This is a genomic window from Anabaena sp. PCC 7108 (assembly GCF_000332135.1).
Taxonomy (GTDB): Bacteria; Cyanobacteriota; Cyanobacteriia; order Cyanobacteriales; family Nostocaceae; genus Anabaena.
In genome coordinates this window covers 990,054-1,004,830 of sequence record NZ_KB235896.1, presented here as the reverse complement: position 1 = coordinate 1,004,830, position 14,777 = coordinate 990,054, and the positions used below count along the sequence as shown (strand labels likewise).

Annotated in this window: 14 protein-coding genes and 1 pseudogene; 7 read left to right on the top strand and 8 right to left on the bottom strand. The window is 39.6% G+C overall.

The window, feature by feature from the left end; translation table 11 throughout:
• Nucleotides 1-19 precede the first annotated feature (19 nt).
• Entirely contained in the window at nt 20-382 is a 363-nt protein-coding gene (locus ANA7108_RS0105205) for a TSUP family transporter (protein ID WP_016949710.1), read from the top strand.
• Nucleotides 383-606: 224 nt separating this feature from the next.
• Here ANA7108_RS0105205 and ANA7108_RS0105200 read toward each other — a convergent pair whose 3' ends face one another.
• The 8 genes from ANA7108_RS0105200 to ANA7108_RS0105165 form a co-directional block, all read right to left on the bottom strand.
• On the bottom strand, nt 607-1,659 hold the full coding sequence (locus ANA7108_RS0105200; RefSeq protein WP_016949709.1) for an AI-2E family transporter: 1,053 nt from the start codon (nt 1,657-1,659) through the stop codon (nt 607-609).
• A gap of 250 nt (nt 1,660-1,909) precedes the next feature.
• The gene (locus ANA7108_RS26830; protein ID WP_016949708.1) at nt 1,910-2,923 is read right to left on the bottom strand and encodes a VOC family protein; all 1,014 of its coding nucleotides are present in this window, start codon (nt 2,921-2,923) and stop codon (nt 1,910-1,912) included.
• 84 nt (nt 2,924-3,007) lie between these two features.
• The gene (locus ANA7108_RS0105190) at nt 3,008-4,315 is read right to left on the bottom strand and encodes an NAD(P)/FAD-dependent oxidoreductase (protein WP_016949707.1); all 1,308 of its coding nucleotides are present in this window, start codon (nt 4,313-4,315) and stop codon (nt 3,008-3,010) included.
• A 277-nt stretch (nt 4,316-4,592) separates the two neighbouring features.
• Nucleotides 4,593-5,261 (bottom strand): heme-copper oxidase subunit III, encoded by a 669-nt coding sequence (locus ANA7108_RS0105185; protein ID WP_016949706.1) that lies wholly within the window; start codon nt 5,259-5,261, stop codon nt 4,593-4,595.
• Nucleotides 5,262-5,416: 155 nt separating this feature from the next.
• The gene (locus tag ANA7108_RS0105180; protein WP_016949705.1) at nt 5,417-7,102 is read right to left on the bottom strand and encodes a cbb3-type cytochrome c oxidase subunit I; all 1,686 of its coding nucleotides are present in this window, start codon (nt 7,100-7,102) and stop codon (nt 5,417-5,419) included.
• The gene (locus ANA7108_RS0105175) at nt 7,092-8,012 is read right to left on the bottom strand and encodes a cytochrome c oxidase subunit II (RefSeq protein ID WP_016949704.1); all 921 of its coding nucleotides are present in this window, start codon (nt 8,010-8,012) and stop codon (nt 7,092-7,094) included. Before ANA7108_RS0105175 ends, ANA7108_RS0105180 begins: the two co-directional genes overlap by 11 nt.
• Before the next feature lie 231 nt (nt 8,013-8,243).
• Nucleotides 8,244-8,849: a DUF2231 domain-containing protein gene (locus ANA7108_RS0105170; RefSeq protein ID WP_016949703.1), complete on the bottom strand. Its 606-nt coding sequence runs from the start codon at nt 8,847-8,849 to the stop codon at nt 8,244-8,246.
• Nucleotides 8,846-9,340, bottom strand: a complete 495-nt coding sequence (locus ANA7108_RS0105165; RefSeq protein ID WP_016949702.1) for a DUF2231 domain-containing protein — start codon at nt 9,338-9,340, stop codon at nt 8,846-8,848. Before ANA7108_RS0105165 ends, ANA7108_RS0105170 begins: the two co-directional genes overlap by 4 nt.
• Nucleotides 9,341-10,044: 704 nt before the next feature.
• On the opposite strand from ANA7108_RS0105165, the gene ANA7108_RS0105160 reads away from it, so the two are divergent.
• The 6 genes and pseudogenes from ANA7108_RS0105160 to ANA7108_RS26810 form a co-directional block, all read left to right on the top strand.
• Entirely contained in the window at nt 10,045-10,857 is an 813-nt protein-coding gene (locus ANA7108_RS0105160) for an SDR family oxidoreductase (protein WP_016949701.1), read from the top strand.
• Nucleotides 10,858-10,986: 129 nt separating this feature from the next.
• Nucleotides 10,987-11,568 (top strand): cation diffusion facilitator family transporter, encoded by a 582-nt coding sequence (locus tag ANA7108_RS28575; protein ID WP_016949700.1) that lies wholly within the window; start codon nt 10,987-10,989, stop codon nt 11,566-11,568.
• Between the two features lie 165 nt (nt 11,569-11,733).
• Nucleotides 11,734-12,054, top strand: coding sequence for a hypothetical protein (locus ANA7108_RS28570; RefSeq protein ID WP_016949698.1), 321 nt, complete (start codon nt 11,734-11,736; stop codon nt 12,052-12,054).
• 19 nt (nt 12,055-12,073) lie between these two features.
• A complete protein-coding gene (locus ANA7108_RS26820) occupies nt 12,074-13,501 on the top strand; it encodes a glycoside hydrolase family 15 protein (protein WP_016949697.1) in 1,428 nt (475 codons plus the stop codon).
• 96 nt (nt 13,502-13,597) lie between these two features.
• Nucleotides 13,598-14,452: a transposase gene (locus ANA7108_RS26815; protein WP_237741483.1), complete on the top strand. Its 855-nt coding sequence runs from the start codon at nt 13,598-13,600 to the stop codon at nt 14,450-14,452.
• Nucleotides 14,448-14,777: pseudogene (locus ANA7108_RS26810) on the top strand (transposase); the annotation flags it as partial. The gene ANA7108_RS26815 and the pseudogene ANA7108_RS26810, both read left to right, overlap by 5 nt.

The window sequence follows — 14,777 nt, the reverse complement described above, 5'->3', positions numbered from 1 at the left end:
AAATTTAAGTTTTTTAATTATGACTAACATTTTACTTTACTTATTTTTGGGTTTACTAGCAGGATTTATCAGTGGGCTGGTGGGTATTGGTGGCGGAGTATTGATTGTTCCCGTTCTAGTTTTTTGGTTTGGTTTATCACAGCATGAAGCTCAAGGTACAACATTGGCATTATTAGTCCCACCGATTGGATTACTTGCTGCGTGGGCATATTATCAGCAAGGTTATGTAGATTTGAAAATAGCAGCTTTCATTTGTCTAGGATTTTTTCTGGGAGGGTTTTTGGGTGCTAAACTGGCAATTTCACTATCTAATCATGTTTTAGAAAAAGTGTTTGGATTTGCAATATTAGCTATCGCCCTCAAAATGATATTTTCAGACTAATCTTCCTGCTATAGGAATAATATTTGATTTATGAAAAGATACGTATGGTGCGTCAGACTCCATAAATTCTATTAATAAACAGATTTGTAATATCTGACGCACCCTACAATACCTAATTTTTTTCAAAAATCAAATATGACTTCTATATTGCTACTAAGTTCCCTACAATACCTAATTTTTTCAAAAATCAAATATGACTTCTATATTGCTACTAAGTTAGCGAATTATTCCTCTGTCAGCGGCAATTCCGGTTCCGATTCCTTAACCGTGAATTCATCTATTAGTGTCACCATGATAGCAGCTGCTGGAACTGCAAGTAGCACTCCAATAAATCCGAATAATTTCCCCATAACCAGAAACGTGACAATTACCATGACAGGATGTATATTAACTTGCCGCCCCATTACCAATGGTTGAATCAGATGAGCATCTATTTGATTCAGAATTAAAAATAGGATCAGAACAAATACGAACTTTATCGGTGAAATGCTCAGTGCTACTAATGCTGGTAAAAAAGTCCCGACAATCGAACCAAAGTAAGGAATAATCTCGAATAAACCCGCAATAGTGGCAAAAGCAAAAGCTGAGGGAATCCCCAAAATCCATAGTCCAAATGCTGCCCCTACTCCCAGAAAGATCATCGCAATTCCTGTACCAAAAATCCAACCACGGAGTCTGGTTTGGCAAGCGTTGAGGACTCGTGTAAACTGTTGGTGATGTCGGCGAGGAATTAACCGGAGAATACCATTTACCAAAGAGTTAGGGTCGTAAGCCATATACAGTGCTAAAACTACCGTCGCTATCAATTCGACTGTGGAATTGAAGGCTTGACTCAAAAAAATTGGAACTCTACCTAATAACTGATTGATAAAGTTCCGCAATTGTATTAGGGATAGGGATATGTCAGGAATAAAGGTAAATTTGCGCCGTAGTTGCTCAACATCTCCCGTCAATCTATTGAGATAATCTGGCAATGTGATGAGTAAATTTTGAAGCTCAGAGATAGCGTTAGGTATGACTATACCAGCCAGCAATACACCAAAACCAACTATTAATCCAATTAATAGCAAAACGGCAACATCCTGTGATTTAACTAGTTTTTGTAAAAACTGTAATAGGGTTCGCAAAACTAAAGCAATTAAGGCGGCAATAGCTAATAGTTCTAAGACTGGTAAAAGGTGATATAAGATGTAGAGTGTTGCTGCAAGTAGGACTGCCAATGGTGCGCCATGAGTTAACCGAGATTGTCCATTTTCTCTATCTCTAAAATTTGCCATTTTTGATAATTTGTAAGAGTCAGATTCCCGATTTATTTAAGTAAGAATTCGGATATTTTGTTGTTGATAACTAATTTAAGATTAATATATAAATTATATAAATTTATTTCCATAAACAGATGATCAATTGCCTACTTTTTCACAAAAAAAGGGAACAGGGAACAGATAAGAAACTTTAGTTCTCAGTTTAAAGCTCAGTCAAAAAAAGGATGTTTTTACCAGGAGAGTGACACGAAAAAAAACAGTGTCATTATTTCAATCTCATGTTTAAAAACATGAGTTTTTCCTGTTCCCTGTTGCCCGTTCCCTCTGAATAAAAGCTTTCATTTCTAGACAGTAGCAATATTGCGTGTCCATCAGGGTCTTTAACTAAACAACTCTTACCATGAGGTACAATTTCTGTTGACACAAATTTAACCTGATTTTGCTGTAGTCTATCTATAGCTTGTTCAATGTCATTGACAACAATTTCAATTTGCATATTTGCAATATCACAGCTTTGCCAATCACTGGGTATAGGGCGACCGTGACCAGGCACAATATAGTCTAGTAATTCAATTCCTACACCATCTTGAATAGGTCGTAAGGCTGTGATTTTGACTTCTGCTCCGGGTAAATTATCCAAGCGAGTTTGAGTCGCACGCCAGTTGAAACTATGGCTATCAATTTGCATTCCCAAAAGGTCACGGTAAAAGTGTAGACTTTGTTCAGTATTAGAAATAGCGATTGCACTATGATCGATTCCTAAAAATAAGCGATTTGTATTTTGATGCCATTTCTTTTGTCCTTTATCACGCGGAAACCAAATTAACTCTAAAAAATGACCATCAGGGTCTTTAAACTTGAAAGCACGAACACCACCAGAGGTTTCATTATCAGGTGGTATAGTCTGGGGATTAACTGAAATTGGTTCCATAGGAAATGAGCGCAAATGAGCATAGGCGCGATCCATATCACTCACCACAATTGCTAAATGTTGAAACCACAAATCATTACTTTGTGAATCACTGGGAATTGGTTTACCCTGAATATTAAAATACTCCATTAACTCGATTAATTCATCTCCAAGTCGCAAAGTAATAATCCGAATTTTTGCCTCATTTACCCCTTCTAAATCACTGTAATCCTGTCCTTCTACAGTCAGATCAGAAACGAGTTCAAAACCAAGAGCTTGTGTATAGAAATCCAAAGAACGATCACAATTTTTTACTGTTAATCTAATAGATATAATTCTTTCTACTTGTACATCAGTTCGACTAGACATATTCAACAACCTCTATACTTAGGGTTGACTAGAAAAGTATTTTCTACTTCCTAATTCCAAACATTTGCAGTAATTTTCTCCTCACTAGAATTGCAACTTCAAACGATGCCAATATTTGCACATTTTTTTGAAAAACATTTTGAAAGGTAAATGATGGTGAAATATATTTTCATCCAGCCATTCAGTCGTGGCTTTAAAGTCATGAATTGGAGTTGGTAACAAAGTTAAATAAGTTCCTTGACGAATCAGGTGAGCGGGTTCTCCTACAACTTCCAAAGTGTTAAAAAGATTAGCAGCCGCATCATTTATCCCCAACTTTAAGAGAGTTCCGCGAATGTTAACCTTACTGGGTTTGAGTTTTTCTTCTAACGCCAGTGCTTTCAAATTCCGAGCAATATCAGATCCTTGTTGATAGGCTACTTGGGCTGTTGGTGGTAACGATTTATCCTGAACTCCTGCACAGTCACCACCTGCAAAAACTTCTGGAAATTCCAGCAATTGCAAAGCGCGAGTCACCAGAGGACGGTCATGTTCATCTCGATTTTCTTGAGAAATTGGTAAGTCTTTAATCAAGGGATGAATAGAAGTTCCCGCAGTCCAGATTGTCGTGGATGTTGGTAATTTCTTAACTTGATTGTTAATCTTATATTCAATTTCATGAGGGTGAACAGATGTAGTTTCTGCTTCCGTAAAGATTTCAATGGGGACAGTGCGTTTCTGCAATTCTTTCTCGGCAATTGGACGTAGTGAATCATTAATATCACCTTCAAGAATTACTTGACCATGATGGATAATTACCACACGGATTTCCCAAATTTTTCCTCCTAAAGACCCATACCAACGGGGGAGAAAATCAGCTAGAGTCGCTGCCATTTCCACACCACTTGCACCACCACCAACCACTACTACTGTGAGCAATTTCCGGCGTTGTTCTGGATCTTTGGTTTGGATTGCTTGTTGCAAACAATCACGTAAATGTCGATCAAGAGCGATCGCATCTGCTTGTGTCCAAAAAGGAAATGCGTGTTCTTTTGCTCCTTCAACATGATGATAGCCAGTAACACTGCCCAAAGCTAACACTAAGTTGCTGTAATTATAGGAGTTTCCCGAAGCTAATTTAACTTCCTTTTGATGTAAGTCTATGGACTGAACTGCATCTTGAATAAAGATGACACCGCTACCTTTGAGTAATTCAGAAAAACGCGGTACTACTTGAAAAGCATTCATCTCACCATCGAAATATTCATAAAGTAATGGCTTAAAACAAAATCGCTCATTTTTATCAATCAAAATCACAGAACGAGGATAATGTTCATGAGCTAAATGTAAGGCTGTAAATAGTCCTGTAAAGCCACCACCGACAATCACCGTTTGATAAACTGGGCTGGTCATAAAAAACTCTCCCAACTGTTGTTAAATTATTTATTTTTTTTGGATTTATAATATCTTAGGACTTACGCACTGTACGAATCTGCCATGATGTAAATGAACGAAATTGCGTCGTTTTCGCCTTTGGGAATAACTTATTGAGTAAGGTGCGTCAGATAGAGAGAATCTGTTTTTTGTGAAAATATCGTGTCTGACGCACCCTACAAGAAATACAATTCATATTACATATTTGAGGAATCTTGTCAATGCGTAAGTCCTATATCTTTAACTTTTGCAAATTTTATGTCCGCCAAAGGTAGAGAAGAGAAAATAAAAACACCCAAACAACATCAACAAAATGCCAAAATAAAGTAGTTGCACTTGCACCGAAATGACCTTTTTCATAGTTACCTCGAAGGAAAGAACGGACAAGCATAATTATCTGGAGAATCACACCAGTGAGAACGTGCAGACCGTGGAAACCTGTTAATAGATAAAATGTTGAACCAACTAAACCAGTAGTGAGCTTAAAATCAAGTTTGTGCCACTCAATGATTTGACCAACTAAGAAGTAACTGCCCATGATAATTGTCAGCAACCACAGCCACCGAAATTTATTAAGTCTACCTCCTTTAAGAGCATTTTCTGCGGGTTGAATGACAAAACTACTAGAAAGCAATACCACCGTATTAATAATCACAAAAATCGACAATTCAGGACCAGAAACACCAGGTGGCAGCCAATTTTTTGAGTGCGTCAACCGCAGAGCAATATATGTCAAAATAAAACTCAAAAAGACTAAACTTTCTGATAGTAAGAAGATGCTAAACCCAAACATCCCTTTGCCATGATGGTCTTCAAAATTTCCGCCACCACTGGGCAAAAAGCGTTGTAACCAATGTGGTAAATATCTTAGCCACCGTTCAAAACGGATAGGACTTTCATCTATATGAATGACGCGACGGGTCATAATTCAAAATGTGACTGGGGATTTTAGATTTGCGATTTTGGATAGGAATTTAATCGCAATAACACTTACGCAAAATATCTCTAAAACTCTTCTTTCTTCGTGTCCTTCGTCCCTTCGTGGTTCATTCTTCCGTGACTTGTGGGTAAGTTCTATCTTTATTCCGTTGACTCACCATTGTCAGAATTTTCTATAACCGAGTATTTAGGATCACCGTAATCATAAGGAGGTCTTCTGACAATAGGAATCTCTGCAAAGTTTTCTTGCGGTGGTGGTGAGGTAGTAGTCCATTCCAATCCCGTAGCGTGCCAAGGATTGTTGACTGCCCTTGTCCCATATAGCCAAGAACCCACCATATTCGCAATAAAGGGGAGGATAGATACTCCCAGCAAAAAACCTCCCAGACTAGCGATCGCATTCCATCCCTGATACTGTGGATCATAAGAGGAAATCCGCCGCACCATCCCCTGTAAACCTAAAGGGTGCATAGGGAAAAAAGTCAGGTTTGCACCGATAAATGTCAACAGAAAATGCACTTTACCCCAACCTTCGGCGTACATTTTGCCAGTGATTTTCGGAAACCAAAAGTAAATGGCGGCAAAAATTGCCATTGTGATCGTGTTGAAGACAATATAGTGAAAATGTCCCACCACAAAGTAAGTATTATTAACGTGAATATCGAAAGGTGTGGCAGCCAACATCACACCAGTAACACCCCCAAAAATAAACATCGCTGCACCTCCCATAGCAAACAGCATCGGTGTTTTCAAATGCAGCTTACTCTTCCACACTGTAGCCGTCCAGCCAAATGCCTTCACACCTGTGGGTATAGCAACTAACATTGATGTCACCATAAAAGTCATTCGCATCCAGCCAGGAGTAGCACTGGTAAACATATGATGTACCCAAACGAAAATGCTTACCAAAGCAATGCCTAAAGAAGCCAGAGCTAAAGAGCGATAGCCAAATAGAGGATTCCGCGCAAAAGCTGGCAATACTTCCGCAAAAATACCAAAAGCTGGCAACGCCATGATATAAACGGCAGGATGGGAGTAAAACCAGAAGAGATGCTGGTAAAGGATAGGGTCGCCATTTTCCAAAGGTTTGAAAAATTGTGTACCGAAAGCCAAGTCAAATAACAGCAAGACCAATGCACCAGTCAAAGAAGGCAAATTAATTAACTGCAATAACTGGGCGCTGAGAACTGACCAAACAAACACAGGCATCCGAAAAAAAGTCATCCCAGGGCAACGCATCCAAAAGATCGTTGTTACAAAATTAACTGCCCCCATAATGGAAGAAATGCCAATTAGTAACAAACTGACAATCCAAAACAACTCACCATTAAAAGGTTGACCGGGCGGAAATTGTAAACTGACTGGAGGATAAGACCACCAACCAGCCTTAGCAGGTCCATTAGGTAACAAAAAGCTAGAGATTAACAAAATCCCCGCAGGTGGAATCATCCAAAAAGAAATGGCATTCAGCAGCGGAAACGCCATATCTCGCGCTCCAATCATCAGAGGTACTAGGTAGTTAGAAATACCTGCATTGAAGGGGATAATCCATAGGAAAATCATGATTGTCCCGTGCATAGAAAATAAGCTGTTGTACAGGGGACGGTCAACGACATTTAATTCAGGAGTCAGCAGTTCCGCCCGAATCAGCATGGCTAACAAACCGCCAATCAAGAAGAAAATAAAGGTCGTGATCATGTACTGCACACCGATAACTTTATGATCGGTGCTGAAGCTGAAATATTGTCGCCAGTTATTAACAATCTCGTTAGGTGAATTTTCTCCAGTAGGGACAGTAGTAATATTTGCCTCAGCATCATGTGTCATTATTATTCTTCCTCTCATTAGCAACGGCTGTTTGCGCGGGTGTGACAGTGTACCAGCTAGTTTTAAATAATGTTTTCGGCGGTTGGGTATATTCAGCCACAGCCTGATTGTTTGTATTTATTGATTGACTAGCTACTTGAGTGAGCCATTGGTGATATTTCTCAATCGGTTCAACGTATACATCCGCATCCATTAAGGCAAAGTAAGTCCCACTAAATTGAGAATCTTTTAGTTTGTATTTACCAGGGCGAATGGGTGTAACTACCAGGTCAATGTCCCGCCCAGGGATGATATCTTGCTTTAAGCGAAATTCAGGCACGTAGAACCCGTGAATCACTTCTTGGGCGTGCATATTTAAACGGGTGCGACGATTAACAGGCAGGTGTAATTCATTACTTGTGACATGATTGGCATAGCGAAAAGACCAAGCCCACTGCTTAACAAAAACTTCAATAATTTCATCTGCTGGTGTGGGAATATTGTTAATTTGAGCAGCATTAGCTGGTTGAGATTCTAGAGGTGTATGCAAATGCACGATTTGCCGCAAACCTAAAATATTTAATTGCTGATAAATATTGAAGCCTTGAAAAGCAATCCACATCACTAACAAAGTGGGAATTGCTGTCCAGAGAATTTCTAGTCTGACATCACCTCTGGAGGGATGACCTTCTGTGTAGTCTTCCTGGGGGGCGCGGAAAAAAAGTACCGAATATGCCATCATACCCACAACTCCCAAGAAGATAAACGCGCCCACTGAGACTAAAAAGCTAAACAAACTATCTACCTTTTGTGCTTCTGCTGTCGCTTCAGCGGGCATCCAAGTATAAGCTTGTTGTCCAAGCCAATGACTGACAACGAGCAACACGGCAATACAACCAGCTATGAGTAAATATTCTAAAAATCTCCACATAAAATTCGAGAACTTCTCGTTTAATTATTTAGACATCTGGTGAAAAGTAAATATGCGATACCTTTAACCCCAATATTTATCGGTTAAGGAAATGTAGGTAGGTTGGGTTGAGCGATCGCAAAACCCAACAAATGCTTATAAATAAAGTATTGCTTTTAACTCTTGTAGAGACGTTCCATGGAACGTCTCTACATTTCCAAAACGTCTCTACATTTCCAGCAGATAAGATGTCTATTTGAGTAGTAAATTTGGGTTTCCACCTTCTCGGATTAACTTAGCCGCAGTAACATGAATCCCAAACTGTTCTCCCAGTTGTCCCCCTAAAGTTCCGTGAACATACAAAATACCGAACATTGCTATACCCACCAACAAGTAACTCCACTGCACTTGTCTAGCAGCATTCTTGCGCCAACGATAACGTTGCCAACCTCTCCATACCGTCATCGCCACAATGATTCCCAACAGTAAAATACCGCCTAAACCATGCAATAACATCGTCCAACTAGCATTCAATCCCCAGTCACTCTTTTGATTAACTGGTGGGTTCGCCAGTAGTAGCTCAAAAAACCCAAATGCGACAGTGAAAAATGTGATCACAGATGCTCCTAATAAGTTGTACCAACCAACATCGAAGAAGCTAGAACGAATCACAGGAAGAGACAAAAATTTGAAGATAGGTCGTTCTATGGGGAAAATCGCTCCGGCTATGTCAAATAAAATCCCGATAATAAATAAACCCAATGTCAGATGCACCAACTGGGGATGGATGGGAATTTCGTAAGGTAGTCTGTTAGCACCGAACTGCAACCCGAACTGGTCAATTAGCTGGGAGTTCATGGCGAAATTCCTTGTTTCATGGCTTCAATAACAGGCTCGACATGAAACCCATATACCCAAAATAGTTTACTGCCTAGATACATTTGCAAGAAAATCAGACAAATCAAAAATGTGGCTACACCAAGATAAGCAGGTGGTATTTTTAAGGGATTGCGATTGCGAATTCCAAACCGCCAACCTGTGACAACAGCCACAAGTACTGCCAGCAACCATCCCATGAATGTGTGAAAATTTAGTGTTGGCTTGGCTGCTTCATAAACTTGTGCTAGACCTGCTTCCAATTGACCAAATATAACTGCTAGGAAAATAGCTCCCGCAGCGACAAACATATTCCAAAAACTGACTTCTAACAAACGCACATTTTGGGTAAAATAGCCCACTACGTCGCAGAAAAACGAAAATAACACCATCGCAATTACAAAGTGGACGATGATGGGATGTATAGGGTCAGGGTATGGCAGATTTTGGTTATTGAGAGGTAGCGCAGGCATTACTTTTTCCTGAAAATATCCAGACGCTGTGATGAGTTTTTAGTGACAATAAAATTCTTTCAGTGTGGTATTTTTCCTTATTTTTGCTTAAAAAATCAATTCATTATCAAAATCTACTGGATTGTTGATAGTATCTCCAATAGATTAGAAAAAATACCCTGTCTTAGGGATGATTTACATAAAAAATTAACAATTTTTATTTTTTATAAATGTTTATCTAAGAAAGAATCAAAATACAAGTATTCTCTGTATTTATCTGCGTTTATCTGCGTTTATCTGCGTTCACATCCTCATCCTATGCAACTTTATTTTAATTTAGTAAAAAAACTAAATTTTCATCACAAATATTTTTCTAATACCTAACTTGATCATCGGCAAAGAAAATTTTAACTCTTTAGTTATAGATACTGATTCTTCCAATAGTTAGAAGCGATCGCTACAGCAAAGCTCTAAAGTAGTGCCATCATCAGCTAATTTATTTTGCACAACTATAGGACTAAAGCTGCGTGTCACACCAAAAATCTATTGTAGGGTGCGTCAGACTGCATAAATCTAGTAAATAAACAGATTTTTGATATCTGACGCACCCTACCAATGTGCCAGTTGCGTAAGTCCTGAACTATTTACATAATGAACAAGACCAAAAAAGCCTAAGTTTTCAGGATTAGTAACACTCAAGTTCTACATTATTATGAAAAAATATTATGAGCTATTCTCCTTACCTCCTCAAAGGTCAAAAAGCCCTTGTAACAGGTGCTAGTTCCGGTATTGGTGAAGCTATAGCTCGTCTTTTGGCTGAGTCAGGTGCAGCAGTAGCGATTAACTATCATTCTGAAGCTGAAGAAGCGCAAAAAATTGTCGATGATATTCAGGCTGCAAACGGTCAAGCTTTTTCTATTCAGGCTGATGTCAGTCATGAAAACCAAGTCAAGGCCATGTTTAGTCAAACACTCCAGCAATTTGGAACTATTGACATATTAGTAAACAACGCAGGTTTGCAAAAAGATTCACCTTTTGTAGATATGAGTCTTGAGCAATGGAATGCAGTTATTGGGGTGAACTTGACCGGACAATTTTTGTGTGCGCGGGAAGCAGCAAAAGAATTTTTGCGTCGAGGTGTACAGCCACATATTTCATCAGCCGCAGGTAAGATTATTTGTATTAGTTCAGTGCATGAAGTTATTCCTTGGGCGGGTCATGTCAATTATGCCGCTAGTAAAGGTGGTATTAATATGATGATGCGAAGTATTGCCCAAGAACTTGCTCCCCACAAAATTCGCGTTAATAGTATTGCTCCCGGTGCAATCAAAACTCCCATTAATAAATCAGCTTGGGATAATCCACAAGCAGAGGCAAAATTACTGCAACTTATTCCTGCAAAACGAGTTGGTGATGTTATAGACATCGCCAAAGCAGTAGTTTGGTTAGCTGCTGATGACTCTGATTATGTGAATGGGGCAACACTATTTGTAGATGGTGGTATGACCTTGTATCCAGGATTTACAGAAAATGGTTAAAAAAGAGACTTATACAACACAGCGGAAATAAACCACCCATATGATGCATTATGCGGTGGGAAAGAGGAAAACAAAATCTGTGAGAAACTTACCTATTTAGACAGCTAATTTTTACTAATATTGACAATTATGGCCACTGATTCATCTCAGAAAACAATCTTTGCTGCAATGGGAGCTAACTTAGCAATCGCTATTACTAAATTTATTGCTGCTTTCATTACCAATAGTTCAGCGATGATCTCTGAGGGTATTCATTCACTAGTAGATACTACAGATCAATTATTACTTCTGCTAGGAATTAGCATGAGTCAAAAACCAGCAGATGATAGTCATCCTTTTGGTTATGGTCAAGAACTTTATTTCTGGACTTTCATTGTTGCTATCTTCATCTTTTCTATTGGTGGCGGGATGTCCATTTATCAAGGAATTACTCATTTAATAAATCCTAGTCCTTTAGAAAACCCCATCTGGAATTATATTGTCTTAGCTATCGCAATATTCTTTGAAGGCTTTTCTTGGACTATAGCTTTAAAAGAGTTTTTGCCAACCAAGGGTAAACAAAATTTCTGGCAAGCAGTTAGAAACAGTAAAGATCCGACAGTATTCACGATCTTATTTGAAGATTCTGCCGCAATTTTAGGTTTACTTGTCGCTTTGATCGGCATCTTTTTAGGTCATTTATTTGATAATGTTTATTTCGATGGTAAGTAGAAAGGCGCAGAAAAACAGAAGTATGTAACGAAACGTAAAGTTGCCTAAAAACCTCTTCCCTCCTGCCTTCTGCCCTCTGCCTCCTGCCTTGTCATAACGACAATTTTTAACGCCGACCTACTTATCGCCTCAATTATTATTGGCATTATTTTAGCGGTTGTCGCCTTGGTATTAGCAAGAGAAAGTAAAGGATTATTAGTTGGGGAAAGTGCAGATCCTCAAACCGTAGCTAATATTCGTTCTTTATCAAAAACAGAACCAGGAGTACAAACAATCATCCGGGTGCTAACAATGCACCTTGCGCCACAGGAAGTATTACTTAATTTAGAAATTCAATTTTCCCAAAATCTTACAAGTGAAAAAATAGCATTAACTGTAGATAATTTAGAAGCAAAAATTCGCCAACATCATCCAGAAATTAAACAAATTTTTATAGAAGCTAAATCTTTAAGTTCCGTTGGCAAATCTTCTCAACCTTCTCAATAAAATTTGTTAATTTGTTAATATGAAAATTCTTGGACAAAAAACGGCTTTTGGCTCACCAGGCATTGATCCGCGCTGGACTCATGCCAATAAAGATGGAGTCGGAACAGCTTACTCTACCTCCAGTCACGTTTGGTTTACTGTTTGGAACGGTGTGATTACTGAAGTTTACTATCCCACAGTAGACAGACCCCAAATTCGAGATTTGCAATACCTAATTTCTGATGGCAAAAGCTTTTTTCACGAAGAGAAACGCCATCTTCAATCAATCACAGAACCTCTATGCACTAATAGTTTAGGATACCGAATCACTAATTCTGATCCTCAAGGACGTTATGCTGTCATTAAAGAAGTGATTGCCGACCCCCATTTATCCTGCATTTTACAACACACAAAAATCACAGGAGAGAGTGAGTTTATTTCCCAACTCCAGTTATACGCTTTGTGTGCGCCACATTTGGAAGTTGGAGGTAGAGGTAATAATGGTTACGCTGTAGAAGTTGCTGGACATCGAATCCTGACAGCTGAGAAAGGGGGTACATGGTTAGCAGTAGTGGCAACAATTCCCTTTACCCGTCTTTCTTGTGGCTACGTTGGTGAAAGTGATGGTTGGACAGATTTAGCTGATAATTTTCAGATGGATTGGGAGTTTGATAGCGCTGTAGATGGCAACCTGGCTCTGACTGGAGAACTAAATTTAGATAGCACTAAAGAGTTTACTTTAGGATTGGCATTTGGAACAACATTTCACAATGCCATATCTACATTATTTCAATCACTCAATATTCCTTTCTCAGAACAGAAGCAACACTATATTAAACAGTGGAAGCTATCGCGCGATAATATCAAACCATTAGAGAATCTTTCCTGTGATCATGGCGAGTTGTATCACAACAGCATTAGTTTATTGTTAGCACATGAAGACAAAACTTATCCTGGTGCTTTAATCGCTTCCCTGGCTATCCCTTGGGGTGAAGCCAAAGACGACCAAGATCGAGGAGGATATCACCTTGTCTGGACGCGGGATATGGTCAGTAGTGTAGCAGGTTTAGTGGCGGCTGGGGAAATTGATACGGCAGCGCGATCGCTCATTTATCTGGCCACCAGTCAGCAGGAAGACGGCGGTTTTGCCCAAAATTTCTGGGTTGATGGTGAACCTTACTGGCAAGGTATTCAACTGGATGAAGTGGCATTTCCTATTTTATTAGCATGGCTATTACACCAGCAAAATACTTGCTTAAACTTTGATATTTATCCCATGATTTTACGGGCGGCGGGTTATTTAATTCGTCATAGTCCTGTTACCCAACAAGAACGATGGGAGGAATGTAGTGGTTATTCACCTTCTACCCTAGCTTGTAACATTGCTGGCTTAATCTGCGCTGCTCAATTTGCGCGTGAACGTGGGGATGAAACAACAGCAACTTTTATAGACTGGAGTTTAGACTAAATCGGTGATGTTCAAGAAAAAAAAGGGGGTCTGATTGAATACAGACCCCCTTTTGGCAGAAGCTGAGAAACGAACTACCATTACTCACCTGCCAATATGAAACTTGCCAGATTAGAAGAATTCCGTCAAGCAGCCTACCAACATTTAGGCAAAGCGAAAGACGCTACCTTTGAATTGACAGATGCGATATTACTGACTCGAAATGTTTATTGCCTAGCAGAGTTGTCCTTATCGCCAGTATTTAGACGCAAGTGGCCAAGCATCTATGAGGCGCTACAAGATAGCAGACCACAGCGACAGAAATTGATGCAGCTATATATCAAACAGATACCAACTGTGGAGCGACCTCTATTGGCAGGAGATCATACGAACTGGTCACGACCAGATGCAGTCAAACTCAAAGAAAGAACTTATCAACATAGTGGCACATCCATCGCCGGAAATAAACCAATAACTGTAGGACAGGGATATAGCACAATAGCCTGGATACCAGAAAAAGAGGGGAGTTGGGCATTACCTTTAAGACATGAAAGAATCACAAGTGCCGAAAGTCCAATTAGCAAAGCAATTTGGCAACTCAAACAGGTGTGTAAATATTTTCCTACTAGACCAATTTCCGTTTGGGATAGTGAATACGGTTGTGCGCCGTTTGTCTTAAAAACTGCCAGTATTCCCGCAGATATTCTGGTTCGGTTGCGTTCAAATTTGTGTTTATGGGGTGAACCGGGAGCTTATTCTGGTAAGGGACGACCCAAAAAACATGTTCAAGAAGGCAGGAGGCAGAGGGCAGAGGGCAGAAGGAACCAATTGGAAAGGGATTGTGACCCCTCCCAATCGGAAGCTCCCAAATTTTCGATTTGGGAGGGGCTTCATACCCTTACTCCTTTCAGTCGTGGGCAGAGGAGACATTCCTTCTGCCTCCTGCCTCCTGCCCTCTGCCTTTACCGGTGATAAATTTAAACTCAATGAGCCAACAACATGGAGTGAAGCGACATCTGTTTTGGAAATAAATGACTCAAAATTAGGACGTGTGCGTGTGAGCTTGTGGAAAGATTTACACTTCCGTAAAGCTGCTACACACCCAATGTTAATCATCAGAGTTGAACGTCTGGACGCGCAAGGTAACATGAGGGTATCCAAACCTTTATGGTTGGCTTGGGTAGGAGAAGAAATACCACCTCTAGAAGAAGTTTGGTCTCTTTACTTGCGTCGCTTTACGATTGACCATTGGTATCGCTTTTTGAAGCAGCGTCTACATTGGACAGTGCCAAACTTA

What these genes read in the sequence shown, in the direction of transcription:
- ANA7108_RS0105200 (WP_016949709.1), bottom strand. Translation starts at nt 1,659, where the DNA reads ATGGCAAATTTTAGAGATAGAGAAAATGGACAATCTCGGTTAACTCAT.
- ANA7108_RS0105180 (WP_016949705.1), bottom strand. Translation starts at nt 7,102, where the DNA reads ATGACACATGATGCTGAGGCAAATATTACTACTGTCCCTACTGGAGAA.
- ANA7108_RS26820 (WP_016949697.1), top strand. Translation starts at nt 12,074, where the DNA reads ATGAAAATTCTTGGACAAAAAACGGCTTTTGGCTCACCAGGCATTGAT.
- ANA7108_RS0105205 (WP_016949710.1), top strand. Translation starts at nt 20, where the DNA reads ATGACTAACATTTTACTTTACTTATTTTTGGGTTTACTAGCAGGATTT.
- ANA7108_RS28575 (WP_016949700.1), top strand. Translation starts at nt 10,987, where the DNA reads ATGGCCACTGATTCATCTCAGAAAACAATCTTTGCTGCAATGGGAGCT.
- ANA7108_RS0105165 (WP_016949702.1), bottom strand. Translation starts at nt 9,340, where the DNA reads ATGCCTGCGCTACCTCTCAATAACCAAAATCTGCCATACCCTGACCCT.
- ANA7108_RS0105190 (WP_016949707.1), bottom strand. Translation starts at nt 4,315, where the DNA reads ATGACCAGCCCAGTTTATCAAACGGTGATTGTCGGTGGTGGCTTTACA.
- ANA7108_RS0105175 (WP_016949704.1), bottom strand. Translation starts at nt 8,012, where the DNA reads ATGTGGAGATTTTTAGAATATTTACTCATAGCTGGTTGTATTGCCGTG.
- ANA7108_RS0105160 (WP_016949701.1), top strand. Translation starts at nt 10,045, where the DNA reads ATGAGCTATTCTCCTTACCTCCTCAAAGGTCAAAAAGCCCTTGTAACA.
- ANA7108_RS0105170 (WP_016949703.1), bottom strand. Translation starts at nt 8,849, where the DNA reads ATGAACTCCCAGCTAATTGACCAGTTCGGGTTGCAGTTCGGTGCTAAC.
- ANA7108_RS0105185 (WP_016949706.1), bottom strand. Translation starts at nt 5,261, where the DNA reads ATGACCCGTCGCGTCATTCATATAGATGAAAGTCCTATCCGTTTTGAA.
- ANA7108_RS26815 (WP_237741483.1), top strand. Translation starts at nt 13,598, where the DNA reads ATGAAACTTGCCAGATTAGAAGAATTCCGTCAAGCAGCCTACCAACAT.
- ANA7108_RS26830 (WP_016949708.1), bottom strand. Translation starts at nt 2,923, where the DNA reads ATGTCTAGTCGAACTGATGTACAAGTAGAAAGAATTATATCTATTAGA.